Below are 23,231 nucleotides of genomic sequence, written 5' to 3' on the forward strand. Positions count from 1 at the left end.
GGCCGCTACGGAATTCAAGCAGAGCAGAGTTTCACGCAGACCTTTTGTCATCCACGGAAACGACTAACTCAACCCCGGCCTCGCGCCGGGGTTTTTTCTTGGCGGAGCTCGCACATCGTCATTCCGGGCTTTGCAACGCCGGAAAAGCTCAGACGAATTTCGCCCCGAGCAGCACGACGCAGACGCCGACGAAGAAGGCGAGGAAGCGGGCCGGCATGCCGACGAGGGTGCCCGGCGCACGGCCGGAGGCAAAGCCGACCACCAACTCGACGATGCCGAGGCCGAACAGCACGATGACGAAGGGCGGAAAGGCTCCGTCCTGCTGGACGAAGCCGGCCTTCACGCCGCCAGCAACCAGTACGCCGAGCACCGCGCCGAACGCGATGAAGAGAAGCTCGTTTCGCGAAAGGCGCATCGGCGGCTGAAGCCTCAGCGGCGGCGGAAATTCTGCCGCGGCGGGCCGCCGGGGCCGGGACCGGCTGTCTTCTGGCGGAAATTAATGCGGCCGCGATCGAGATCGTAGGGCGACATCTCGACGATGACGCGGTCCCCCGCGATGGTGCGGATGCGGTTCTTCTTCATCTTGCCGGCCGCATAGGCCAGGATGATGTGCTCGTTGTCGAGCTTGACCCGGTAGTTGCCATCCGGGAGCACCTCAACCACGGTGCCATCGAATTCAAGCAGTTCTTCTTTCGCCATCTGTCGTCCTTCGTGAGCCCTTTGGCGCGGGGAGCGGGCCGTCGAAAGGCCCGCCCTGTTCTGGCCGATCGCGCGTCAGGGCGCGCGCCGCCGGGCGCCGTTGGTGCGTGGTTGTGTTCTTTGCTGCAAGAACGCGACGCCGCCAAGCCCTTCCTTACCGGAAGCGCCGTCTTTTCTTTGCTGCGACTGCTCACTGCGCGGCGCGTTGTCCTGATGGCGGGGCCGCTCGTTGCGCGAATCCTGGCGGTGGTCCTGGCGCCCGTCGCGACGCTGTTCCTGGCGCTCCGGCCGCCCTTCGCCGCCAGCCGCATGGCTGCGCTGGCCGCCCTGATCCGGCTTGCCGCCATGGCGGGGCTGCTGGCCTTGCGGACGCGCCTGCTGCTGCCCCTGCGGGCGGCCCTGACCACGCCCGCCGCCGTTCTGCTGGGGCTGGCCACGGCCGCCGCCGCGTTGATTCTGCGGCGGCTTCTTCGGTGTGCGGCCATCCCAATAAGGAACGTCACCGATCGGCGCCGGCTTGACGCCGGTCAGCTTCTCGATGGCCGCGAGATCGCCGCGCTCCTCCGGCGAGCAGAAGGCGATGGCGACGCCGGCGGCCCCGGCGCGGGCCGTGCGGCCGATGCGGTGGACATAGGTCTCGGGCACGTTCGGCAGGTCGTAGTTCACGACGTGGCTGATGCCGTCGACATCGATGCCGCGCGCCGCAATGTCGGTCGCGACAAGGATGCGCAAGTCGCCGTCGCGAAAGGCGCCGAGCGCGCGCTCGCGCTGGCCCTGGCTCTTGTTGCCGTGGATCGCCGCAGCCTCGATGCCGGACTGGCCGAGCTGGCGGACGACTTTGTCGGCGCCGTGCTTGGTACGGGTGAAGACGATGGCGCGCTCCATCTCGGGAACGCTCAGCGTCTTCGCCAGCAGCGCCGGCTTCTCGTTCTGCCCGGTGAAGATGACGCGCTGGTCGATCTTCTCGGCGGTCGTCGCGACCGGCGTCACCGCGACCTCGACCGGATCGGTGAGATAGGCGGAGGCGATATCGCGAATCGGCTTCGGCATGGTCGCCGAGAAGAGCAGCGTCTGGCGCTCCTTCGGGATCAGCGTGGCGATGCGGCGCAGCGCATGGATGAAGCCGAGATCGAGCATCTGGTCGGCTTCGTCGAGAACGAGGAACTCGATCTCGCGCAGAGAGACGGCACGCTGGTCGACGAGGTCAAGCAGGCGGCCGGGGGTGGCGACGAGGATGTCGACCTTCTCGCCCAGCGCGCGGATCTGCTTGCCGACCGGCACGCCACCGAAGATCACCGTCGACTTCAGCGAGGTGAACTGGCCATAGGCGCGGATGCTGGCCTCGATCTGCGCCGCCAGCTCACGCGTCGGCGAGAGGATCAGCACGCGCACCGCGCGCGGCGAGAGACGCCGCGGCGCACCGAGCAGCCGGTGCAGCATCGGCAGCGCGAAAGCCGCCGTCTTGCCGGTGCCGGTCTGCGCGGCGCCGAGCAGGTCGCGGCCCTGCAGGATATGGGGGATCGCCTGCGCCTGGATCGGCGTGGGCGTTTCGTAACCTTCGGCCGCGAGCGCCTTGAGGAGGGGCTCGGCGAGACCGAGATCGGTAAATTTGGTCAAGAAAGGTCTTTCCGGACGCCGCGATGCAGGGGGCGCATGTGGAATTCGGCTGCGCCGCAGGCCCGCATCCGGCCTGATATACTAAGAAGTCGAACCCGCCGGCGAACCGCTAGCCACAGCGCCGGCAGGCTTGTCGTGGACCGGGCACCCGAGGCGCCCGGTCGAACAGCATCACTCGGCGACGAGGTTGCCGGCCGAGGTCTTGCCGGTCTTGCGATCGGCGACCATCTCGAAGGAGACGACCTGGCCTTCGCGCAGCTCGCGCAGGCCGGCGCGCTCGACGGCGCTGATGTGGACGAAAACGTCCTGGCCGCCGTTCTCAGGCGTGATGAAGCCGTAGCCCTTGGTGGCGTTGAACCACTTCACGGTGCCCTTGTTCATGGGGGTGTCCTTACGTTCCAGATCCCGCGAGTATCAATGGAGACACGACGGGACGCGCGGACGCCTCGTCGTGGCCTTGTAGCGATGTGTGGTGGATCTGATTCGTGACCGCATCCCGGCAGAGCCGACGAGCGGAGGAGTGGCCAGAACCCGGCCGCATCTCGTCTTACACTCGCCCAGGTAGCACAAAATACCAGGCAGGTCCAGTAAGGGGAAACGTAGAATTAGAAAGCCTCAATCAGCGCAGCCGATTCCGCCGAGGAGCGGGCCCAACCCGCCAAGATCGACGATCTTGCGGTAGCGCGCGTGATCGGCCGGCTCCTCGGCATGCTCGAACACCCAGGTGAGGTGATGCGGCACATGCACTGCCCAGGAGCCCGCCTGCAGCGCCGGGAGGATGTCCGACTTCAGCGAGTTGCCGACCATCATCGCCCGCCCTGCCCCGTCGCCGTGGCGCGAGAAGACGCGCTCATAGGTTCCCGCATTCTTGTCGCTGACGATCTCGACGCCGCGGAAGAAGTCGCCGAGCCCGGACTGGGCGAGCTTACGCTCCTGGTCGAAGAGGTCGCCCTTGGTGATGAGCACGAGGCGATACTCGTCCGCGAGCGCCTCGAGCGTCTCGCGCACATGCGGCAGGGTCTCGACCGGATGAGCGGCCATCTCCCGGCCGGCGGCAAGGATCTCCCCGATCACGGAAGCGGGAACCTGGCCCTTGGTGACCTCGATCGCGGTCTCGATCATCGAGAGCACGAAGCCCTTGATGCCGAAGCCGTAGAAGCCGAGGTTGCGCTTTTCCGCCTCCAGCAGGCGGCCGGAAATCTCGGCCGCCTCGCCATGCTGCCCGAGCAGCGCGACGAAGCGATCCTCGGTCATCCGGAAGAACTGCTCGTTCTGCCAGAGCGTGTCGTCGGCGTCGAAGCCTATGGTGGTGAGTTTCGACGCCGCCACGGATTTTAGCCTTCCTTGGCCCTGACCGCTCCCAGCGCCGCCTGCGCGGCGGCGAGTCGGGCGATCGGTACGCGGAAAGGCGAGCAGGAGACGTAGTCGAGCCCGACCGTCTCGCAGAAGCCGATCGAGGCCGGGTCTCCTCCATGCTCGCCGCAGATGCCGAGCTTGATGTCGGAGCGCGTCTTGCGGCCGCGCTCGGCGGCGAGCTTGACCAGTTCGCCGACGCCATCCTGATCGATGGTGACGAAGGGATCGGCATCCAGCAGCCCCTTGGCCGTGTAGGAGCCAAGGAAGGAGGACGCATCGTCGCGGCTGATGCCGAGCGTCGTCTGGGTCAGGTCGTTGGTTCCGAAGGAGAAGAACTCGGCGCTCTCGGCGATCTCGGCCGCACGCAGCGCGGCGCGCGGCAGCTCGATCATGGTGCCGACCTGATAGTCGATCTTCGCGCCGCTTTCCTCAATCACAGCTTTCGCCATCGCGTCGATGCGGGCCTTGACGAGATCAAGCTCGGCCTTGCCCATGACGAGCGGCACCATCACCTCGGGGATCACCGGCTTGCCGGTTTCCTTGGCGGCGATGACCGCCGCCTCGAAGATGGCGCGGGCCTGCATCTCGGCGATCTCGGGATAGGCGACGGCGAGGCGGCAGCCGCGGAAGCCGAGCATCGGGTTGAACTCGTGCAGCTCGGCCGCGCGGTGCTTCAGCGCATCCGGCGTGACGCCGAGCGCGGCAGCGACCTCGGCGATCTCCTTCTCGCCATGCGGCAGGAACTCGTGCAGCGGCGGATCGAGCAGGCGGATCGTGACCGGCAGGCCGTTCATGATGGTGAAGAGCTGGACGAAGTCCTGCCGCTGCATCGGCAGCAGCTTGGCGAGCGCGGCGCGGCGCCCCTTGTCGTCGGCGGCGAGGATCATCTCGCGCATCGACTGGATGCGGCTCTCGTCGAAGAACATGTGCTCGGTGCGGCACAGCCCGATGCCCTCGGCGCCGAACTCGCGCGCCGTCTTGGCATCGTCCGGCGTCTCGGCATTGGCCCGCACCTTGAGGCGGCGGACCTTGTCGGCCCAGCCCATCAGCGTCGCGAACTCGCCGGCGAGCTCCGGCTTCTGCATCTTGACCTCGCCGAGCAGCACCTGGCCGTTGCTGCCGTCAATGGTGAGAACGTCGCCGGCCTTCAGCGTGTTCGGGCCGACCGTCAGCGTGCCCTTGGCATAGTCGACGCGGATCTGGCCGGCGCCCGAGACGCAGGGCTTGCCCATGCCGCGCGCCACGACAGCCGCATGCGAGGTCATGCCACCGCGGGTGGTGAGGATGCCCTCGGCGGCGTGCATGCCGTGGATGTCCTCAGGGCTCGTCTCGACGCGCACGAGGATGACCTTCTTGCCGGCCTTCTTCGCCGCCTCGGCATCATTGGAGTTGAAGACGATCTCGCCGGCGGCCGCACCCGGCGAGGCCGGCAGGCCGGTGGTGAGCACGCGGCGCTCGGCCTTGGGGTCGATGGTCGGGTGCAGGAGCTGATCGAGCGCGCCGGGCTCAACGCGGCCGACGGCCTCCTCCTGCGTGATCAGCCCCTCGCTGGCGAGGTCGACCGCGATCCTGAGCGCGGCCTTGGCGGTGCGCTTGCCGGAACGGGTCTGCAGCATCCAGAGCTTGCCCTCCTGGATGGTGAATTCCATGTCCTGCATGTCGCGATAGTGCTTCTCGAGGATGCCGTAGATGCGGACGAGCTCCGCATAGGCCTCCGGCATCGCCTTCTCCATCGAAGGCTTGTCGGAGCCGGCCTCCTTCTTCGCCACCTCGGTGATGTCCTGCGGCGTGCGGATGCCGGCGACGACGTCTTCGCCCTGGGCGTTGATCAGGAACTCGCCATAGAGCGCGTTCTCGCCGGTCGAGGGGTTGCGGGTGAAGGCGACGCCGGTCGCTGACGTGTCGCCCATGTTGCCGAACACCATCGACTGGACGTTCACTGCCGTGCCCCAGGAGGCCGGGATGGAGTTGAGCTCGCGATATTTGATGGCGCGGGCGTTCATCCAGGAGGAGAAGACGGCGCCCACCGCACCCCAGAGCTGCTGCTCGGGGTCCTGCGGGAAGTCGGAGCCGAGCTCGCGCTTCACGATCTCCTTGTACTTGCCGACGAGCACCTTCCAGTCCTCGGCCGAGAGATCGGTGTCGAGATGCAGGCCCTTGCGCTCCTTGTATGCCTCCAACGCCTCCTCGAAGAGGCCGTGGTCGATGTCGAGCACCACGTTGGAGTACATCGTGATGAAGCGGCGGTAGCTGTCCCAGGCGAAGCGGGCATCGCCAGAAGCCTTGGCGACGGCCTCGACCGTCTCGTCGTTGAGACCGAGGTTAAGCACGGTGTCCATCATGCCCGGCATCGAGGCGCGCGCGCCGGAGCGGACCGAGACAAGCAGCGGGTTGGCCGGATCGCCGAAGGTCTTGCCGGTCAGCTTGGCCATGCCGGCGAGCGCAGCCTTCATCTGACCGTCGAGATCGGCCGGGAAGCTCTTGGCGTTGTCATAGTAGGCCGTGCAGACCTCGGTGGTGATGGTGAAGCCGGGCGGCACGGGAAGGCCCAGATTGCTCATCTCGGCGAGGTTAGCGCCCTTGCCGCCGAGCAGGTTCTTCATCCCTGCCTCACCCTCGGCCTTGCCGTCACCGAAGGTGTAGACCCATTTCCCACCAGCCATCGCATAAGCCTCTTTGAGTTCAGCCGGACGGCGTAAACGCCGCGGCGCTGCGAATGTTTCCTGTGCGTGCCGGCGAATTCCCGAAGGCGCCGGCAGCGGGGATGCGGGCGGTCATGCCGAAAACGACATGAACAATCAATGAGCGCCTGCAATATCCTTTCGTGCGGTGCAGCACGACCCGCGCCGCGTCAGCGGCCGCCCGCCTTGGCCGCACGCGGCCAGCGCAGCGGCCAGTTGACGATGCGCTCGGCCACCTCTTCCTCCGGCAGTTCATCCTCGTTGGCATGAACGCGCCCGCGCACCGAGACACCCGCAGCGACAACGGTTTCGGGATCGCCGGAGACCAGCGGATGCCACCAGGGCAGATCCCTGCCCTCGGCGACGAGGCGATAGCCGCAGGTCGGCGGCAGCCAGGGCAGCTCGCGCACATCCTTCGGCGTCAGGGTCACGCAATCGGGCACCTCGCGCGAGCGGTTCGTGTAATTGCGGCAGCGGCAGGTGCCAGCGTCGAACAGACGACAACCCACATCGGTGGCGAAGATGCGGCCGGTATCCTCGTCCTCCAGCTTGACGAGGCAGCAGCGACCGCAGCCGTCGCAGAGCGACTCCCACTGCTCCGCCGTCATCTCCTCCAGCGGCGTGCTGCGCCAGAACGGCTCGGTTTTCGGCAGGTTTCCGGACATGGCAGGCTTATGCGCGCCTCTGGGACGAGATGGAAGGCACTTCCGGGAGCCTTTCTGTGTCAGCTCGGAACAAATGCGGCTGGCGCGGTTTGTGCTGCCTGCGTGAGATTTCGCACAGACGCCCTTTAACGCGCCGTCAAGCTTAACCATATGCCCCATTCCGGGCGCAAAACTGTTGCCAAGGCGGCAACCGCGCGGCAGGACTGCGTCGGGGGCCCTTCAGAACGTCTGGAACGGCCATGGAGTTCAAGAAGGCAGGCTGGAGGACGCGGCTGAAGCGCTACGCGCTCGCCGTGGATTCATGGGTCGATGCCGGGCTTTGGGACGCTGGCCGCCGCGCTGGCGAGGCCTATGAGCGCGTCCGCAGCCTGACCGACCGCCTCACCGTCTCCGGCGGCAAGCGCATCGCGGCCGAATTCGCCAGCGAAGGGCTGAACATCGGCATCGTCGGCGCGCTTTTCGTGGTGATGCTGGCGCTGCCCTCCTTCCGCATCGGCAACGAGGAAGCGCTCAAGAACCAGGTGCTCGCCGTCACGTTCCTTGACCGCTACGGCGCGCCGCTCGGCCATCGCGGCGCACGCCACGACGACTCCCTCAAACTCGAGGAGATGCCGGACCATCTGCTGAAGGCCGTCCTGGCCACCGAGGACCGGCGCTTCTACGAGCATTTCGGCATCGACCTGATAGGCACCTCGCGTGCATTGCTGGTCAATACGCGCGCCTCGGGCGTGGTGCAGGGCGGCTCCTCCCTGACGCAGCAGCTCGCCAAGAACCTGTTCCTTTCGAACGAGCGCTCGCTCGACCGCAAGATCAAGGAAGCCTTCCTCGCCCTCTGGCTGGAGCAGAGGCTGCCCAAGAACGAGATCCTCAAGCTCTATCTCGACCGCGCCTATATGGGCGGCGGCACGTTCGGCGCGGCGGCGGCGGCCGAATACTATTTCGGCAAGTCGGTGAAGGACGTCTCGCTGGCCGAGGCGGCGATGTTGGCGGGGCTGTTCAAGGCACCGACCAAATATGCGCCGCACGTCAACCTGCCGGCAGCCCGTGCGCGTGCCAACGACGTGCTCAACGCCATGGTCGATGCCGGCTTCATGACCGCAGGCCAGGTCGACAGCGCCAAGCGCAACCCGGCGACACCGGTCGACCGGCGTCGCGACGCCAGCCCCGATTATTACCTCGACTGGGCCTTCGACGCGGTGAAGGCACTGGCCGACGAAGGCAAGCTCGGCCCCGACCGCGTGCTGGTGGTGAAGACCCCCCATGATTCCGCCATCCAGGACCGTGCTGACGAGGCGATCGAGACCATCCTGCGCCAGCACGGCCCGGCCTATCGGGTGCGGCAGGCGGCGACCGTCGTCATGGAACCGGACGGAGCCGTCCGCGCCATCGTCGGTGGGCGGGATTATGGCGCGAGCCAGTTCAACCGCGCGACGGGCGGGCAGCGCCAGCCGGGCTCTTCGTTCAAGCCCTTCGTCTATGCCGCCGCGCTCTCGGCCGGGCTTTACAAGCCGAACACGGTCGTGACCGACCGGCCGGTCTGCATCGGCAACTGGTGCCCCAACAATTACGGCCGCTCCTATGCCGGCTCGATGCCGCTGACGGTGGCGCTGGCGAAGTCGATCAATACGATCCCCGTGCAGATGTCGATCGCCATCGGCAAGGCGACGGGCGAGACGCATGAGGCGCGTGCCGCTCTGATCGGCCGCAAGAAGATCGTCGAGACGGCCCGCGCCATGGGCCTGACCAGCCCGCTGACGGACACCGTATCCCTGCCGATCGGCGCGGCGGAGGTGACGGTCATCGACATGGCGGCCGGCTATGCCGTCTTCGCCAATGGCGGCAAGCGCGCGCAACCCTACGCCGCCATCGAGATCACCAATTCGCAGGGCGACACGATCTACCGCCATGACCGCGACGAGGCGCCGCCGAAGCAGGTGCTGTCCACGCAGGTGGCGCAGGACATGAACTTCATGCTCTCGAAGGTGCCGACCGAAGGCACCGGCCGGCGCGCGGCGCTGGACGGCGTCGTCACCGCCGGAAAGACCGGCACGACCAACGGCTACAAGGATGCCTGGTATGTCGGCTACTCCGGCAATCTCGTCGGTGCAGTCTGGTTCGGCAACGACAACTCGGCCGAGACCGCGAACATGACCGGCGGCTCTCTGCCGGCGATGACGTGGAAGGAGATCATGCAGTTCGCCCATCAGGGGCTGGAGCTGAAGCCGATCCCGGGCGTGCCCGCCGTCGATCCCAAGGCGCCGGCCATCGCCAAGGCGAATGCGCCGGCCCACGGCCTCGACGTCGCCAGCGGCCCCGGCGCGGGCCACATGCCGCGCCAGTCCTTCGAGGTGCTCTCCGCGGTCGGCGCGATGTTCAAGACGCTCGAGCCCGGGCGCGCCGGCCATCGGCCGATCCAGGTTGGCATTCAGGACGTCCCGACCAGCAGCATCACAAGGCTGCGCTAGAGCACGCGCCGATCAGGTCGATTCAACCTGATCGGATCCGGCTCGAGGGCCGGGAGCGGTTGACGCCCGCCGGGGCGCTGGTTCAATTCAGCCAGGGGCGATCTCCAGGGGATTCTCGCCGGAGCGGGCAGCAGACGTGCGGATTCTCGATCTTGCCTACATCCTGACGCTCGGCGCCGGCCTCGGCCTCGGCTCGGCGCATTGGGCCGTCGCAGGACGCCCTGCCCTCGGCAAGGTCGAGGTCGGGCCATGGATGGCGTGGCCGCGCAGCGGCAGCCGCGAAATCGACCCCTATATGCGCGCCTATCTCTCGCGCGGGGTGCATCTGCCGTTCGGTTCCGGCGAGGGGCTCGAGCTGATCGCGGAACGCGACAGCGAAGGGCAGGCGCTTGACGGGCGCTGCCGCTATCGGCTGAGCGGAGTGACGCCGACGACGCGCGGCTGGACCATCGGCATCACGGACGGAGACGGCCTGCCCTTCCGGCTGACGCTGGAGCGCACGAGCTTCACCGACTCGCAGATCGTCCGGCCCGAGGATGGACAGATCGCCATCGTCGCCTCATCGACGCCGGAAGCCGGCAACTGGCTGCCCCTGCCGGCGAGCGGGCGTTTCCAGATCCGCCTGCGCCTGTACGACACGCCGATATCGAGCCAGACCGGCGAGACGCGGGCAAGCAACCTGCCGCGCATCACGCGGGCGGACTGCCGATGAGCATGGCCGACCAAGACACCGACAAGCCGACTGGCATGCCGATCGAGGAGCCGGTCGCCGAGCCATCGCGCGCGGCAGCGGCGCCGCGGGCCGAAGCATCGCCACGCCGCGGCTGGCGGGCGAGATTGCGCACCGGGCTCGCGCGCTTCCTGATGGCGACGCTGGCCGGGCTGCTGCTCGCAGGGATCGTCCATATCGTCACGGTCCTCTCCATCCCCGCCCTCTCCCAGCGGGACGCCGCCCATGCCTATCGCGATCTCGGGGCCGAAGGGCGTGCGGAGCTCGCCCCGGTGCCGGGGGGAACACGCGGCCTGCCTGCCCCGCGGGAGCTCGATCCGAACGCCGTCACCGCCATCTGCAGCTATGATCTCTCGGCCGGCCCGATGCGGATCGTGGCGCGGATCGGCTCCTTGCCGCTGGGCCTGACCGTGCACCGGCAGGGCGGCGGCGTGATCTATGCCATCACCGACCGTGCCGCGATCCGCGGCGTTCTGGATTTCCTGGTGATGACGGAAGAGCAGCGTGACGAGCGCATCGCCGCCGATGAGGAAGGCGAGACGAGCCGGGAGCTACGCGTTGTTTCGGACGCAGAACAGGGGCTGGTCGTGGCGCGCGTGCTGGTGCGCCTGCCCTCCGACCGGGCCGATGCGGAAGCGCTCGCGACCAGCGTCGAATGCGGGATGGCGAATTGAGCGCTCAGCCCTTGTAGATTGCCGGGCGTTTGTCGCCGTTGCGGAAGGCTCCGTTGAGCGGCATCTGGCGGCAGAGCGGGCCGGCCTCGGCCTCGAGCGCCATGATGGCGCGCTCGGCCCGGACGCCCTCGCGCGAAGGCATCTCGACCACGAGATTGGTCAGGGCGTGGCGATAGCTCCTGATCCGGAAGTCAATTCGCTCGCAGACCCAGAGAATGAGCCCCTCGTTTTCGATCACGCGCGCCATAGCCGCCTCTTCCTTGCCGGCGACGGCCTCCGGCGAGGCTTCGGCGGCGCGCATGCGGACCCGGTCCATGCTGACGACGCGCGTGGCATTGGCGCGGAACGGCCCGATCAGCAGCCGGTCGGCGTTGGCATCCTCCGCCAGCCGGTTGTAGCGCGAGACCTGCGAGGAGAAGGAGCCCGAGGTCAGCGCGTTGAAATAGTCCGAGACGTCTCCGGCTGCAGCGGCGGCCGGCAGGATGCGGAAAGAGGCGAGGTTCGAAAGCTCGCCCTGGAAGGTGCTGCGCTCGTGGCCCGGCATGATGAAGCGCCAGGCACGGTCGCGCATCTGCTCCTCGTCGTCGGTGAAGCGGAAATAGGAAGCGTGCTCGCCGCGCGCCGTTGCCGACGCGAAGCCGGCCTGCGGAGCCCAAAGCTGCGTCCAGACGGTCGGGCGCGGACGGCCGAGATCGCCATCCGTCGACAGGCAGCCGGCCAATCCGAGGCCGCTCGCCAGAGCCACGGCGATGCTGGCCGCCGAGCGCCGGGACAGCGTCGCCTGCGTCGCGTAAGGCTTCACGCAGGCTGCCTGCGGGGCGCCTTGCGGCTGACGAGCTTGCGCGGACGCTGGCGTGACGGAGGCTTCGCCTCCTGGGGCCGCGCCTCGGACGCCCGCTCATAGCGGACGCCGGTGTAGAAAAGGATGTCGGCAGACCGCTGCGGGAAGGGGCAGGAGCGTTCCTGATAGCGCCTGTGCAGCGCGAAGGGGATGACGTCGGCCATGAAGCGCCTCCTATCCAGCGCCAGAGTTGCGATCGCGATAGCCTTGCGGTGCGCGAAGTCGCACCTGAGTCGCAGGCCCTCAACACGCATCAGGCCCAACCATGGTTAACGTGCCCTTAAAACCTCTGGAGTAATTTGAGGTGAATCACAGTTCACGGTCGCAACAGCCATGCCTGCACCCATCTCCCAGGAACTCGCCGATCTCGCCCGCATGGCGCGCGACGGCGGCCTCGATCTGAGCCAGGTCTCGCTGCGCGTCACGGCAGACCTCCTGATGTCGACGCCGAAGCCGCCGCGGGAGGATCTCGCAGCCTTCGGCGAGATGGGTGTCGCGCTGATCCCGACGATCGACGAGGCCACGGCGCTGATTCTCGCCCGCAAGCTCGCCGGCTGGCCCCATACGCCGGCCACCATCCTGGCGGCGCTCGCAGATCGCGGCGGGGCGGTTCTGGCCGAGCTGCTGCGCCACGGCATGCCGCTCCCCGGAAGCGAGATCGAGCGGTTCGCCGAGACGGGCGACGAGGCCATCCGGCTGGCGCTCGCCGTCCGCAGCGACCTCACCCATACGGCCGTATTCATGCTCGTTTCGCTGCGCGACCGCGCGCTCGACCTCGCCCTGATCGGCAATCCGCGGGCGCCGATGCCGCGGGAGGCCATCGAGATGCTGGTCGCCCGCGCGCGCACCGAGCCGGCCTACCAGCCCGGCCTGCTGGCCCGAAACGACCTTTCAAACCTCGAACGCGCCCCGCTCTTCCTGCGGGCCGGCGCCGAGCGGCGCCTTGCCATCCTCGAATCGATCCTGGCGCGCGAGACGCTGCATCCGGGCGACAAGCCGCCGCTTGCGTCCACGCAGACCTTCATAGGCTGGCTCACGATCGCGGGCGAGGATCGCGAAGGCGCTTTCGGCTCGATCGCGGCCCATCTCGGCGGCGGGCCGGTCCTGGCGGATGCCATGGCCCGCGATACGACCCGCGAACTCGCCGCGCTCAGCCTGATCGCAAGCGGCGTCAGCGTCGAGGAAGCGACGCGCTTCCTGATCCGGCTCGGCGACGAGGCGGCGCACTCCGTGGAACGCATCTTCGCCCTGGTCGCCCTGATGCGGACGGTCAGGCCGGCCATCGCCTTCCGCCTCGTCATGCAGATCGCCGGCTTGCCGGCGTCCACCCTGCAGCGTCAGGGCCGGCACCAGCCCGCCATGGACCCGAGCGGCACGCCCGGCCGTGCCGGCGCGACGCGTCCGGATGCCCAGCCAGCCATGTCGGACGTGCTCAACCGGTTTGGCGCGGGGCGCGAGCGGGGCTAGCTTTCGACCAGCACGAGGCGCGGATCGCCCGCGCGGTTCTCGATCTCGACAAGCCAGAGATCGCTGTCGAAGCGCAGCTCGCGGTCGACGCGATCCTCGACTGCGAGCGGATCGGAATCGAGCAGGAGCTGGAAACGTCGCTCGCCATCGTCATCGGCCATCGCCTGCGGCGCCGGGCCGTAAAGCGCGGCGGTGCCGTCGAGCCGATCGAGCTTGACGAAGATCGCGCCGGCCTCGCGCGCGCCGCGGCGGCGCAGCACGGCGACGAGCCCTTCATGCGCCGCCCGGCGCAGATAGGCCGAAACCCAGAAATCGCTGGTCAGGCGCGCCATCAGCGGGCGCCGCGCATGCTCAGTTTTCCGCCGTCTTGCGAGGTGCGGCGGCGGAGCGGCCAGCGGCGCCTCGGATGTCCGCCGGCGGGCGCAGGTCGTTGCCGTTGATCAGGTCGGCGATCGGATCGCGCGGCGCGGCCGCCGCTCGCGGGGCCGCCGCCGGAGCGGCTGCGGGCTGAGCCGTGCGTGGTTGCGCCGCCCCGGTCACGGGCGCGGGCGGGCGCGGCGCGGCGTCGCGGGCGCCCAGCAACCGCGAAATATCGTCAGGGCGGGCGGGCGGCAGCAGAGGCTGCGAGGCGCCCGCGGGCGTGGTCCCGCCGACCTGAGCGGGGACGGATTCGGCGCGGCGCTCTGCCGTGGCGCGCGGGGGAGCGGCCGGCGCCGAGAGCATCGGGGCCGGGTGACGAACCTTCTGCATCATCAGCGCATTGGCGACGATCACGGTCGAGACGGCACCGAAGACCAGCAGGAGCAGCGCGCGGCCCGGCCGACGCTCGATGGCGCGGCCGATCCGGCCGAGCCAGGTCGTCTGCCGGCGCGCAGCTTGAGGCTTCCGGCGGGCCGGGGCTGACAGGGAGGCGCCGGAGGGGGCGCGGGCAGCCATGGTATAGGACATGGTTTCAGCTCGTCTCAGGCAGTCAGGCGAAGAGGTTCTTTGGTTTCAAGGCCGCGGCGCGGGGCGCGTGCGAAGGTGACGATCTTGGCCGGCTGCTCGATGCCCGCGGCGCCGGAGACCGGCAGCCTGACCGAGACGCGCGTGCCGACGCCCGGAGCGCTCTCGACCGTGAGCCGCCCACCATGCAGGCCGACGAGACCGCGCACCACCGAAAGCCCGAGGCCGGTGCCCTCATGGACCCGTTCATAGGGGCCCTTGACCTGGAAGAAGGGGTCACCCAGGCGCGGCAGGTCGGCGGCGGAGATGCCGATGCCGGTGTCGGAGACCGAGAGGTCGACAGTGTCGCCGTCGCGCACGATGGCCAGCGTCACGCGCCCGCCGGGCTGGGTGAATTTCACCGCGTTCGAGAGCAGGTTCAGCACGACCTGCTTCAGGGCACGCCTGTCGCCCTCGACCAGCGGCAGGGCCGGACCGGCGACGCGCTCCAACGCGATGCCGCCACCTTCGATCCGCAGCGCCATCAACGCGCAGCAATCGCGCGCGATGGCGGCGAGGTCGAGCGGCTCGCGCTCGATCGCCATCGCCCCGCTCTCGATCTTCGAGATGTCGAGCAGCGTGTTGACCACCTCGAGCAGGTGATGGCCGGAGGCGTGGATAATGCGGGCGTATTCGAGGCGCTTGGCCGAATCGATCCAGCCGTTCTCCTCGCCGCTCAGCATCTCGGAGAAGCCGATGATGGCGTTGAGCGGCGTGCGCAGCTCATGGCTGACCGTGGCCAGGAAGCGGCCCTTGACGTCGTTCGCGCGCAGCGCCTCTGCGTGGTCGCGCTCGCGCTCATCGTCGAACGCGCGACGGGCGGTGACGTCGCGCATCACGCAGACGATCGCGGCACCGTCGGCGCTGCCTGTGGCGTCGGTCCGATAGGCCTGCATCTCCAGCCAGAGCGAGACCGGCAGCCTTGCCTCCCCGTCCTGCGGAACGAAGAGCGTGCGGAAGCAGGCGGTCGCGGCACCCTCGCCATGGGCAGCGTCATTCAGCGCCTTGAGGAAGAGCGGACGGTCGGCGATGTGGACACGGTCCAGCAGCCCGCGCCCGAGCAGGTCACGCGGCTCGGCACCGGCCAGGGTGCGGGCCGCGGCATTGGCGAAGACGACCGCGCCGTTGGCGTCGTGCCAGGTGACGAGATCGCCGACATGATCGAGCAGGAGTTGCGCGCGAGCGTCCGAAGCGCGGTGCTCCCGCACCTCGACCTGCCGCCGGCGCATCAGGACAGCCGTGGCGACCAGGGTCTGGCAGATCGCGGCCAGGACCAGCATCGACATCGATTCGCCGGCCCAGCTTCCAGTCCCGGTGAACAGCCCGAGCTGCTGCAGCCCGAGCGCAGCGAGCAGCGCGGCCAGCGCCACCCAGCCCGCCCGCAACATGAAGCCACGCCCGCCGAAGAAGGCGGCCTCGACCGGCACGACGGCGAGCCAGAGCAGCAGCGGCGAGGAGATGCCGCCGGTCACGCCGGCCAGCGCGAGAATGAAGAGGGACAGCGCGGCGGCGGAAATGGCGTGGGAGATATCGAGGCGGCCCGTATGCGAGAGCAGCACGACGGCGAGAACCGGCAGGGCAGCGGCCACGATCATCGTCGCCTCGAAGGCGCCGATGGCGCCGCGCCAGGCGAGATAGGCGGGGGCGAGACTGAGCGCGCCGCCGCCAATGACGAGGCGCGACAGCACGAAGCGCTCGTGCCGCAGCCGCTCGCCCGCATCCGCCCGCGCCGATGCATGCACCAGTGCGGCGGCCTGTGTCCTCAGTGCCGTCATGATCGCCATACGGAACGCAACACCCAAACTCTTGCGGACGAACCATCCGCACTCGCATCACGCCACGCGCGGTTTAAGCGGGCCTTAAAGCGATTGCGGACCGGGAGGCCGCCCTGTGGACGAACGTTAGAATTTTCGATTGTTTCTCATATGTTTATATCGGAACCATCCGAGTTCCGGAGACCGGCCCGATGTTCGCGTCAGGGTGAACGGAACCTGAAGATCGCCGCTTCAATTCAACTTGCATTTGAGCATTCGAAATGACGCGATTTTTCTGGATCTCGGTCTAGGGTCGCCTCATCCGGCCAAATGGAGCGCGCCGGAAGGGAGATCGAGATGGCTCATTTCCTGCGCAAGGTCGCGATCATCGGCCTCATCGCGTGGAACTCGCCGGTCCACAGCGGCAAGCCCGCGGAGACTGCGATGCCGCAGACGATCCGGCAGGCGGTCGAGACCGTCGAGGCCGGCGCGCGCAACGTGACCGGCAGCCTGACGGCCGCCCGCGAGGCGGCCCAGATTCTCGCGGGGCTCGACCCGGACATCCGAGATCGCATCCTGAACGGCGCCATGGCGGTGGCAACCAGCAAGACCGCGGTGCGTTGAGACCTTGACGCGGGCCTGTCCCGGCGGGAAGACGGCGCGACCCGCCTCGCAATGGCAGGGTCGGCGAGATCGCCGCACGTCCGATCGGACGCGAAGTGTCGATCCAGCTATTTGTTTTGGCATCGGATTGTTCCGAAAAGTGGATTCCACTTTTCGGTCCGATACTCCAGGCAGGACATGACAACAGCTCTCGACGAGATCGTCGCCAATTTCGAACTGCTCGACGAATGGGACGACCGCTATCGCTACCTCATCGAGCTCGGCAAGAGCCTCGCACCCTTGCCGGAAGAGGCCCATAACGACGCCAACAAAGTGCGCGGCTGTGCCAGCCAGGTCTGGCTGGACGTCAGCCGGGAAGGCGGGCCGGGGCCGCAGACGCGGCTGCATTTCCGGGGCGATAGCGATGCCCATATCGTGCGCGGCCTGGTGGCGCTGGCTCTGGCGATCTTCTCGGGGAAACAGGCGTCCGAGATCGTCGCGACCGACGCCTTCACCATCTATGAGAGCCTCGGGCTCGCCGCCCATCTCACGCCGCAGCGCTCCAACGGCGTGCGCGCGATGATCGAGCGGATCAGGAGCGACGCGCGGGCGGCGGTGGAAGGCTGAACGCGCCTATGCCGACCTGGCCGGAAACTGCGCCGGCCGCGCGCCCTCGCCCCGCCAAGCCCTGACGCCGGACGGCCGCGCCGGGCGTTCCAGCCCGTAATGCGCGACGAGGGCGCCCAGCGCGACGCGCAGCACGACCTTAGCGGAGCGCGCCGGCCAGCGGCGCTCCCTCTCGACGAGATCGAGCTTCTTGAGGAAGCCGCAGACGTCGATGGCCAGCCCGGAGAGCTCCGGCCCCAACCGCTCGCAGGCGAGCCTGACGCGCTGGCGCGCCGCGAGCGCCGCATCCGACGCGCCGGCAAAATCGCGCGGGCCCGTCCCGCGTTCCTCCGGCGTGAGCGCCGCATCCCAGTTCATCGTCGTGCGCGGCAGCATCTGTGCCAGCGTGATGTCGGCACGGAAGCGCTCGCCAGCCGCAAACTCCGCGTCACTGATCTGGGGCCGGCCGTCCTTGCCCGGACGGCGATGCAGCCAGAGCAGGGGGCTTTCGCGCTCGTCCATGGATGGGACGGGCGGAGCCGCCGCCAGGGGAGTCCGCTCCGGGGCAGTTGCGGCGGGGCCGGTCGCCGGGGCGAGAGCGAGCCTTGCCCCCTGCCCCTTTCCCGACCAGACGATGAGCCCTTCGCCAACCAGATGAGCCACGAGTTCTGCGGAGACATAGCCGGCACCGAGGCTGGTGCCCTTGACCTCGCGATAGAGCGAGATGCGCCCGCAGCCCAAGGGCGAGACGATGCCGTAGCTGCCGGCACCTGCGAGATGCCGCAGCAGGCGGGCCCGATCCTTGCCATCCTGTTCCATCGTCATCAGCGTGCCTCCTTCGCCCTGCTCTCCAGCCGCGCCGTCAGCGCCAGAAGGCCGCGCTCCAGCGCGACGAGTCCCAATTCGACCCTCGGATCGTCGCGCCTGTCCTCCATCAGCGCGCAGGCGTGACGGACGGTGGTGCGGTCCCGCCCGAAGCAGACGCCGACGCGCGTCAGGCTCATGCCGAAGGCGACATGCGCGAGATACATGGCGGTCTGCCGCGCCAACGCGACCCGCTTTCGGCCGCGTGTCGGAGCGCGCAATCGGGCGACAGGAACCTGCGCCGCAGCGGCGAGTGCCGCCTCTGTGAGTCGCGCACCAGCGGGCGCACACAGGTCGCTCTCGGGTTGGATGTCGATATTGTTCATGATATGTTCTCATTTCAATCCACAGAGCGCCGCCTGCCCCGATCTATCATAGGCTTATATTCCTATATTCGGAACTAGCAAGACGCCTGGCCGACTTATCCCCGCGTCGGCCGCTCGCTCCGGTCATGTCTTGTCAGGAGACGGCGCGCCCGCGCCGCTGCACGTTCGATGGAGGCTGCTTACGCCTACGGAGTACCGCCTCGCTGGTCCAAGGGCCTACACCTCACCCCTGCCCCTCTCCTTACAGGAGCGGGTTCCCCGCACCTTCTCGTCCAGCACGGCGTGCATGAAAAAAGCCGCCGAAATCCTTCGGCGGCTTCTTCCAGATTATTGTCCGGGCTCGAAGGCCCTAGCTAGACGCTCAGCGGCGCTTGCGACGCTGCTGGCCGAGGCCCATCTTCTTCGCGAGTTGAGAGCGCGCCTCAGCATAGTTCGGCGCGACCATCGGATAGTCGGGCGGCAGGCCCCACTTCTCACGATACTGCTCGGGCGACATATTGTACTGCGTCCGCAGATGCCGCTTCAGCGACTTGAACTTCTTGCCGTCCTCGAGGCAGATCAGGTAGTCAGCCGTGATCGACTTCTTGACCGGGATCGCCGGCTTCGGTGCCTCGGCCTGCACGACCGGGGCGACGCCACCGATCACGCGGCTCAGAGCCGAATGCACTTCGCTGATCAAGGCTGGCAACTCGGACGCAGGCACAGAGTTATTCGAAACATATGCAGAGACGATATCCGCCGTAAGTTCGATGAAATCCGACCCCTCGTTCTCGGTCATGGCTATGTTGCTCCTTATCGTCCTTGGCAGCGGCTTCCGCCGATCGTCCGTTTCTTCATGATCGATGCCTGGTCAATCTTGCCGGCAGCTTCTTAAGCACCGTTGCCAGAATCGCTTCAGGCGGACTTGATCGAGACAAGCGTGTAATCGATACCGACTATTCATGCAAGAGAACAATTCGCAACAAATAAGGAATTGAAAGCACAATAATTCGACAACGGCACCGCTGGTTTCCAATAAAAATTGTAATCGAATCCCTGACGCGCGCACCATCTTGCCAGTCGCTCCTGCCCTCTCTACCTCTCGGCACCCGTCCTTGGAGGAACCTCATGCGCCTGGATCAGGATCGCCCCGTACGGAGCACCGCTTCACGCAGGCGCAGCAGCCTGCCGTCAGCGCCCAAGGCGGAGAAGCGCTGCAAGGAAACGCTCGTCCATGGCGTGACGCTGCGGGACGACTATGACTGGCTGCGCGCGGAGAACTGGAAGGATGTCCTGCGGGACCCCGACGTGCTGCCCCAGGATATCCGCAAGCATCTCGAGGCTGAGAACGCCTATTGCAAGAAGCTGATGGCGCCGACGCGACAGCTCCAGCGGGATCTCGTCAAGGAGATGCGCGGGCGCATCAAGGAGGACGATTCGAGCGTCCCTCAACCGGACGGGCCGTTCCTCTACTATACGCGTTACCGCAAGGGCGCAGAGCATCCGCTGGTCTGCAGGCGGCCTCGCCGCGAGAAAAGCCGCGAGCAGATCATGCTCGATGCCGACGCGCTGGCCGAGGGCAAGGATTTCTTCGATCTCGGCGATGCCTCGCACAGCCCTGATCACAAGCTGCTGGCCTGGAGCGCGGACGAGGCCGGGTCCGAGCTCCATACGATTCGCGTGCGCGACCTCGCCACGGGCACAGACCTTCCCGACCTGATCCAGGATACGACCGGCGAGATCGTCTGGGCGAATGATTCGCTCTCCTTCGCCTATGTCGCGCTCGATGCCGACCATCGCCCGTCACGCGTGCTGCGTCACCGCCTCGGCACGCCGGCGGCTGAGGACGAACTGCTGCATGACGAAGCCGATGCCGGAATGTTCGTTGACATCGACGAGACGCAGTCGGGCCGCTTCCTGCTGATCACGATCAGCGATCACGAGACATCCGAGACCCGCATCCTGGATCTCGACGATCCAAACGGACGGCCTGCTCTCGTCGCTGCCCGGCAGGTCGGCCGGCAATACGGGCTGGAGCATAACGGCGAGGATTTCCTGATCCTGACCAATGCCGACGGGGCGGAGGACTTCAAGATCGTGACCGCGCCGGCGGCCACGCCGGGGCCGGAGGGCTGGCGCGACCTGGTTCCTCACCGCTCCGGCCGGCTGATCATCAGCCATCTCTGCCTTAAGGGACGGTTGATCCGGCTCGAGCGGGAGGACGGGCTGCCCAGGATCGTCATCCGGGACCTCGCGAGCGGAGCTGAAAGCAGCATCGCCTTCGACGAGGAGGCCTATGGCCTCGGCATGGATGGCGGCTACGAGTTCGACACCGATACGCTGCGCTTCATCTATGCCTCGATGGCGCGCCCGGCCGAAACCTACGACTACAACCTCGCCACCGGCGAGCGAACCCTGCTGAAGCGGCAGGAAGTGCCGTCAGGCCACGATCCCGAGGCCTATCGCGTGCGCCGCATCTTCGCGACGGCGCAGGATGGCGAGCGCGTACCGGTCTCGATCCTGCACCGGGCCGATACACCACTCGACGGCTCGGCGCCCTGCCTGCTCTACGGCTACGGCTCCTATGGCTCGGCGATGTCGGCCTCCTTCCGAACACGGCCGCTCAGCCTCGTCGACCGGGGCTTCGTCTATGCGATCGCCCATGTGCGCGGCGGCACAGACAAGGGCTGGCGCTGGTATCTCGACGGCAAGCGCGAGAACAAGCGCAACACCTTCACCGACTTCATCGCCGCCGCAGGGGCGCTGATCGATGCGCGCTTCACGGCCCGCGGCCGGATCGTTGCCGAGGGCGGCAGCGCCGGCGGCATGCTGATGGGCGCTGTCGCGAACATGGCGCCGGAGCTCTTCGCCGGCATCGTGGCGGAGGTGCCCTTCGTCGACGTGCTCAACACCATCCTCGACGACACCCTGCCGCTGACGCCGCCGGAATGGCCGGAATGGGGCGACCCGATCCGCGATCTGCAGGCCTTCGAGACGATCCGCAGCTACTCGCCCTACGACAATGTCACGCCACAGGCCTATCCGCCGATCCTGGCCATGGGCGGGCTCACCGATCCGCGCGTCACCTATTGGGAACCGGCGAAATGGGTCGCGAAGCTGCGCGCCACCATGACGGGCGGCGGGCCGGTGATGCTCCACACGAATATGGATGCGGGCCATGGCGGCTCCGCCGGCCGCTTCGACTCGCTGAAGGAGACGGCACTGGCCTACGCCTTCGCCATCCACGCGGTGGGCGAAGGCTGGCCGGCGGCGGCGAAGGCCGGGTGATCAGCCCCCCAGCCGGCTTTTCTCGCTGGCGAGATAGACCTTGAGTTCGTCCATCGACGCGAAGGAGTATTCGCCGTCCGGCGTGCGGGCGCGGATAGAGCCATCGGCAAAGATGGTAAAATGCGCATCGCCGACCTGATAGGCGCCGACGACGCCCTCCTCGGAGGCTGCCGGCTCCGGCGGGGCGACCTGCTCTTCGGCCTCGCCCCCCTCGGGTTCGAACTCGGGCTCCGCGAACTCGGCTGCAGGCTCGGCGATATCGGCCTCCGCAACGGGCTGGTCATGCTCCGGTTCCGCTGCGTCCCCGGGGAAAGCAACTGTCTGCGGCTCGCGGACCTCCGGCACCTCGGCGCCGAAACGCGGCATGTCCATAGGTGCCGGCCAGAGCGGAGATGCGACTTCGGACGGCTCGGGCTCGTTGGCCGGGAGCGGCGCCTCGAACCAGGGTTCCTTGCGGGGCGAGGCCCGGTCCATCCAGGATTCGGCCACGGCGAAGGGGTCCGCTTCCGGCTCCGGCGCCGGCGCCGGAGCTGGCTCGACGCGCTCGCTTTCAGGCGATGATTGTCGCAGATGGCCGGTCAGGCTTTCGCGCAGAGCGCTGAAATCGTCGAGATTGCTGGAGGACGCGGCCCGGCCGAACTCCTCGCCACGGGTGGCACCCACATCTGCTTCGACGTCGTCTCCCACTTCATCCTGCGGCTCCGGCGCCGACATAGGCTCCGGCTCCTCAGCGAGTGCCTGCTCGCGGAGATCGGCCGGCTCCTCGGCGGGAGGCTCATGATCGGCGGGCGGCCGATAGCCGAAATGCGCGAAGTAGTCAGAATGAGCGAGCGCCTCGTCCTCACTGATCGGTTGCACCTTGGCCGAGACGATCTCCGCAGGCTCGTGGCTCTCGGTCGAAACGGCAACCGGGGGTTCCTCGGTGTCATGCGGTTCGACGGGCCCTTCGGACAGGCTGCGCGCGAACATGTCCGGCAGCGGCGGCCCCTCGGCTGCCGGAATCTCGGTTTCGGCGTCTTCGGGCTCGGGAGCGGGATCACGCAGGCGCCGGGCGACGAGATCGCCGAAAAGGTCGAAGTCGGTGGCAGCGGGCTTCGGAGTGGCGGGCGTCTCCTCCAGAGCCGGTGCGGACAGCGCCTCCGCCACAGCGCCAGCAGCCGCGGCAGAGACAGCGGCGGGCACCAGAACCGGCATCGACGCGGGCGGCATCCTGAATTCAGCAGGTGCGCCGACGGCCACCGGGGCTGCGAGGCGCGCCTCGGATGCTTCGAGCAGGGATTCGCGGACCCCTTTCAGCTCCTTCAGCACCCAGGTCAGCGACAACAGGATCAGCCCCGCCGTGCTGGCGATCGAGCCGATGATGACCTGCGTGAAGCCGCGTTCCAGGACGAGATAGGGCCAGCCATCGAAGATGGCATAGGCGCCTCCGCCGAAGAGAACGAGCCCCAGAACAGTGAAGATCGCGATCAATTCCCAGGTCCTCGAATGGCCAGCGACAGCGCCGGCGACGACGCAACGCGACAGCATTATCTAACGTATTGAATAAGAGAGAGTTTCCTATGGGAACGGCTTAGAGCGACGAATCTGGCGCGATTGTGGCCGTCTGTCGAGAAGACATGAACCTTTCGCAGC

23 protein-coding genes are annotated in these 23,231 nt (G+C 67.6%); 7 read left to right on the forward strand and 16 right to left on the reverse strand.

Features of this window, described 5'->3' with window-relative positions:
- Positions 1 to 148: 148 nt before the first annotated feature.
- The 7 genes from BoBH3_RS05305 to BoBH3_RS05335 form a co-directional block, all read right to left on the reverse strand.
- Complete coding sequence (locus tag BoBH3_RS05305) at positions 149 to 415, reverse strand: hypothetical protein (protein WP_262329739.1); 267 nt, start codon at positions 413 to 415, stop codon at positions 149 to 151.
- Between the two features lie 14 nt (positions 416 to 429).
- Positions 430 to 699, reverse strand: a complete 270-nt coding sequence (gene infA, locus BoBH3_RS05310; RefSeq protein ID WP_262329740.1) for a translation initiation factor IF-1 — start codon at positions 697 to 699, stop codon at positions 430 to 432.
- 75 nt (positions 700 to 774) lie between these two features.
- Positions 775 to 2,316, reverse strand: coding sequence for a DEAD/DEAH box helicase (locus BoBH3_RS05315; protein ID WP_262329741.1), 1,542 nt, complete (start codon positions 2,314 to 2,316; stop codon positions 775 to 777).
- Positions 2,317 to 2,487: 171 nt separating this feature from the next.
- Positions 2,488 to 2,697, reverse strand: a complete 210-nt coding sequence (locus tag BoBH3_RS05320) for a cold-shock protein (protein ID WP_038361128.1) — start codon at positions 2,695 to 2,697, stop codon at positions 2,488 to 2,490.
- A gap of 234 nt (positions 2,698 to 2,931) precedes the next feature.
- The gene (locus BoBH3_RS05325; protein ID WP_262329742.1) at positions 2,932 to 3,645 is read right to left on the reverse strand and encodes an HAD family hydrolase; all 714 of its coding nucleotides are present in this window, start codon (positions 3,643 to 3,645) and stop codon (positions 2,932 to 2,934) included.
- 5 nt (positions 3,646 to 3,650) lie between these two features.
- Positions 3,651 to 6,335: a pyruvate, phosphate dikinase gene (gene ppdK, locus BoBH3_RS05330; protein WP_262329743.1), complete on the reverse strand. Its 2,685-nt coding sequence runs from the start codon at positions 6,333 to 6,335 to the stop codon at positions 3,651 to 3,653.
- Between the two features lie 188 nt (positions 6,336 to 6,523).
- On the reverse strand, positions 6,524 to 7,018 hold the full coding sequence (locus BoBH3_RS05335) for a YcgN family cysteine cluster protein (protein WP_262329744.1): 495 nt from the start codon (positions 7,016 to 7,018) through the stop codon (positions 6,524 to 6,526).
- A 239-nt stretch (positions 7,019 to 7,257) separates the two neighbouring features.
- On the opposite strand from BoBH3_RS05335, the gene BoBH3_RS05340 reads away from it, so the two are divergent.
- The 3 genes from BoBH3_RS05340 (at position 7,258) to BoBH3_RS05350 (ending at position 10,887) form a co-directional block, all read left to right on the forward strand.
- Positions 7,258 to 9,483: a transglycosylase domain-containing protein gene (locus BoBH3_RS05340; protein WP_262329745.1), complete on the forward strand. Its 2,226-nt coding sequence runs from the start codon at positions 7,258 to 7,260 to the stop codon at positions 9,481 to 9,483.
- 136 nt (positions 9,484 to 9,619) lie between these two features.
- A complete protein-coding gene (locus tag BoBH3_RS05345) occupies positions 9,620 to 10,195 on the forward strand; it encodes a DUF1214 domain-containing protein (protein ID WP_262329746.1) in 576 nt (191 codons plus the stop codon).
- A gap of 2 nt (positions 10,196 to 10,197) precedes the next feature.
- Entirely contained in the window at positions 10,198 to 10,887 is a 690-nt protein-coding gene (locus tag BoBH3_RS05350) for a DUF1254 domain-containing protein (protein WP_262329747.1), read from the forward strand.
- 4 nt (positions 10,888 to 10,891) lie between these two features.
- On the opposite strand, the gene BoBH3_RS05355 is transcribed toward BoBH3_RS05350, so the two are convergent.
- Positions 10,892 to 11,689, reverse strand: coding sequence for a hypothetical protein (locus tag BoBH3_RS05355; RefSeq protein WP_262329748.1), 798 nt, complete (start codon positions 11,687 to 11,689; stop codon positions 10,892 to 10,894).
- Complete coding sequence (locus tag BoBH3_RS05360) at positions 11,686 to 11,892, reverse strand: hypothetical protein (protein WP_262329749.1); 207 nt, start codon at positions 11,890 to 11,892, stop codon at positions 11,686 to 11,688. The genes BoBH3_RS05355 and BoBH3_RS05360 overlap by 4 nt, the downstream gene beginning before the upstream one ends.
- A gap of 169 nt (positions 11,893 to 12,061) precedes the next feature.
- On the opposite strand from BoBH3_RS05360, the gene BoBH3_RS05365 reads away from it, so the two are divergent.
- The gene (locus BoBH3_RS05365; protein ID WP_262329750.1) at positions 12,062 to 13,195 is read left to right on the forward strand and encodes a DUF2336 domain-containing protein; all 1,134 of its coding nucleotides are present in this window, start codon (positions 12,062 to 12,064) and stop codon (positions 13,193 to 13,195) included.
- Here BoBH3_RS05365 and BoBH3_RS05370 read toward each other — a convergent pair.
- The 3 genes from BoBH3_RS05370 to BoBH3_RS05380 are packed head-to-tail and all read right to left on the reverse strand — an operon-like array spanning position 13,192 to position 15,954.
- Positions 13,192 to 13,527, reverse strand: a complete 336-nt coding sequence (locus BoBH3_RS05370; protein ID WP_262329751.1) for a DUF1491 family protein — start codon at positions 13,525 to 13,527, stop codon at positions 13,192 to 13,194. The two genes, BoBH3_RS05365 and BoBH3_RS05370, sit on opposite strands and share 4 nt — an antisense overlap.
- Positions 13,528 to 13,546: 19 nt before the next feature.
- On the reverse strand, positions 13,547 to 14,143 hold the full coding sequence (locus BoBH3_RS05375; protein WP_262329752.1) for a hypothetical protein: 597 nt from the start codon (positions 14,141 to 14,143) through the stop codon (positions 13,547 to 13,549).
- Between the two features lie 14 nt (positions 14,144 to 14,157).
- Complete coding sequence (locus tag BoBH3_RS05380) at positions 14,158 to 15,954, reverse strand: PAS domain-containing sensor histidine kinase (protein ID WP_262329753.1); 1,797 nt, start codon at positions 15,952 to 15,954, stop codon at positions 14,158 to 14,160.
- 336 nt (positions 15,955 to 16,290) lie between these two features.
- On the opposite strand from BoBH3_RS05380, the gene BoBH3_RS05385 reads away from it, so the two are divergent.
- Complete coding sequence (locus BoBH3_RS05385) at positions 16,291 to 16,557, forward strand: hypothetical protein (RefSeq protein WP_262329754.1); 267 nt, start codon at positions 16,291 to 16,293, stop codon at positions 16,555 to 16,557.
- A 177-nt stretch (positions 16,558 to 16,734) separates the two neighbouring features.
- On the forward strand, positions 16,735 to 17,163 hold the full coding sequence (locus tag BoBH3_RS05390) for a SufE family protein (protein ID WP_262329755.1): 429 nt from the start codon (positions 16,735 to 16,737) through the stop codon (positions 17,161 to 17,163).
- 6 nt (positions 17,164 to 17,169) lie between these two features.
- On the opposite strand, the gene BoBH3_RS05395 is transcribed toward BoBH3_RS05390, so the two are convergent.
- The 3 genes from BoBH3_RS05395 to BoBH3_RS05405 all read right to left on the reverse strand — a co-directional run bounded on the left by BoBH3_RS05395 (position 17,170) and on the right by BoBH3_RS05405 (position 19,110).
- Positions 17,170 to 17,967: a DUF6456 domain-containing protein gene (locus BoBH3_RS05395; protein ID WP_262329756.1), complete on the reverse strand. Its 798-nt coding sequence runs from the start codon at positions 17,965 to 17,967 to the stop codon at positions 17,170 to 17,172.
- Positions 17,967 to 18,332, reverse strand: a complete 366-nt coding sequence (locus BoBH3_RS05400) for a helix-turn-helix domain-containing protein (protein WP_262329757.1) — start codon at positions 18,330 to 18,332, stop codon at positions 17,967 to 17,969. Before BoBH3_RS05400 ends, BoBH3_RS05395 begins: the two co-directional genes overlap by 1 nt.
- Positions 18,333 to 18,693: 361 nt before the next feature.
- The gene (locus tag BoBH3_RS05405; RefSeq protein WP_262329758.1) at positions 18,694 to 19,110 is read right to left on the reverse strand and encodes a Ros/MucR family transcriptional regulator; all 417 of its coding nucleotides are present in this window, start codon (positions 19,108 to 19,110) and stop codon (positions 18,694 to 18,696) included.
- A gap of 329 nt (positions 19,111 to 19,439) precedes the next feature.
- Here BoBH3_RS05405 and BoBH3_RS05410 point away from each other — a divergent pair, with 329 nt between their 5' ends.
- Positions 19,440 to 21,599 carry a S9 family peptidase gene (locus BoBH3_RS05410; protein ID WP_262329759.1) on the forward strand — a complete coding sequence of 720 codons (2,160 nt, stop codon included), beginning with the start codon at positions 19,440 to 19,442 and terminating at the stop codon, positions 21,597 to 21,599.
- Here BoBH3_RS05410 and BoBH3_RS05415 read toward each other — a convergent pair whose 3' ends face one another.
- The gene (locus BoBH3_RS05415) at positions 21,600 to 23,069 is read right to left on the reverse strand and encodes a hypothetical protein (protein ID WP_262329760.1); all 1,470 of its coding nucleotides are present in this window, start codon (positions 23,067 to 23,069) and stop codon (positions 21,600 to 21,602) included. It lies immediately after the preceding gene.
- Positions 23,070 to 23,231: the final 162 nt, after the last annotated feature.

Source organism: Allobosea sp. BH3, from assembly GCF_025499465.1.
Classification (GTDB): Bacteria; Pseudomonadota; Alphaproteobacteria; order Rhizobiales; family Beijerinckiaceae; genus Allobosea.

Bases quoted from the DNA above. Each gene is read 5' to 3' on its own strand.
- BoBH3_RS05305 (WP_262329739.1), bottom strand. From the start codon at position 415: ATGCGCCTTTCGCGAAACGAGCTTCTCTTCATCGCGTTCGGCGCGGTG.
- infA (WP_262329740.1), bottom strand. From the start codon at position 699: ATGGCGAAAGAAGAACTGCTTGAATTCGATGGCACCGTGGTTGAGGTG.
- BoBH3_RS05320 (WP_038361128.1), bottom strand. From the start codon at position 2,697: ATGAACAAGGGCACCGTGAAGTGGTTCAACGCCACCAAGGGCTACGGC.
- ppdK (WP_262329743.1), bottom strand. From the start codon at position 6,335: ATGGCTGGTGGGAAATGGGTCTACACCTTCGGTGACGGCAAGGCCGAG.
- BoBH3_RS05335 (WP_262329744.1), bottom strand. From the start codon at position 7,018: ATGTCCGGAAACCTGCCGAAAACCGAGCCGTTCTGGCGCAGCACGCCG.
- BoBH3_RS05340 (WP_262329745.1), top strand. From the start codon at position 7,258: ATGGAGTTCAAGAAGGCAGGCTGGAGGACGCGGCTGAAGCGCTACGCG.
- BoBH3_RS05350 (WP_262329747.1), top strand. From the start codon at position 10,198: ATGGCCGACCAAGACACCGACAAGCCGACTGGCATGCCGATCGAGGAG.
- BoBH3_RS05360 (WP_262329749.1), bottom strand. From the start codon at position 11,892: ATGGCCGACGTCATCCCCTTCGCGCTGCACAGGCGCTATCAGGAACGC.
- BoBH3_RS05365 (WP_262329750.1), top strand. From the start codon at position 12,062: ATGCCTGCACCCATCTCCCAGGAACTCGCCGATCTCGCCCGCATGGCG.
- BoBH3_RS05370 (WP_262329751.1), bottom strand. From the start codon at position 13,527: ATGGCGCGCCTGACCAGCGATTTCTGGGTTTCGGCCTATCTGCGCCGG.
- BoBH3_RS05375 (WP_262329752.1), bottom strand. From the start codon at position 14,143: ATGTCCTATACCATGGCTGCCCGCGCCCCCTCCGGCGCCTCCCTGTCA.
- BoBH3_RS05380 (WP_262329753.1), bottom strand. From the start codon at position 15,954: ATGACGGCACTGAGGACACAGGCCGCCGCACTGGTGCATGCATCGGCG.
- BoBH3_RS05385 (WP_262329754.1), top strand. From the start codon at position 16,291: ATGGCTCATTTCCTGCGCAAGGTCGCGATCATCGGCCTCATCGCGTGG.
- BoBH3_RS05390 (WP_262329755.1), top strand. From the start codon at position 16,735: ATGACAACAGCTCTCGACGAGATCGTCGCCAATTTCGAACTGCTCGAC.
- BoBH3_RS05395 (WP_262329756.1), bottom strand. From the start codon at position 17,967: ATGACGATGGAACAGGATGGCAAGGATCGGGCCCGCCTGCTGCGGCAT.
- BoBH3_RS05400 (WP_262329757.1), bottom strand. From the start codon at position 18,332: ATGAACAATATCGACATCCAACCCGAGAGCGACCTGTGTGCGCCCGCT.
- BoBH3_RS05405 (WP_262329758.1), bottom strand. From the start codon at position 19,110: ATGACCGAGAACGAGGGGTCGGATTTCATCGAACTTACGGCGGATATC.
- BoBH3_RS05410 (WP_262329759.1), top strand. From the start codon at position 19,440: ATGCGCCTGGATCAGGATCGCCCCGTACGGAGCACCGCTTCACGCAGG.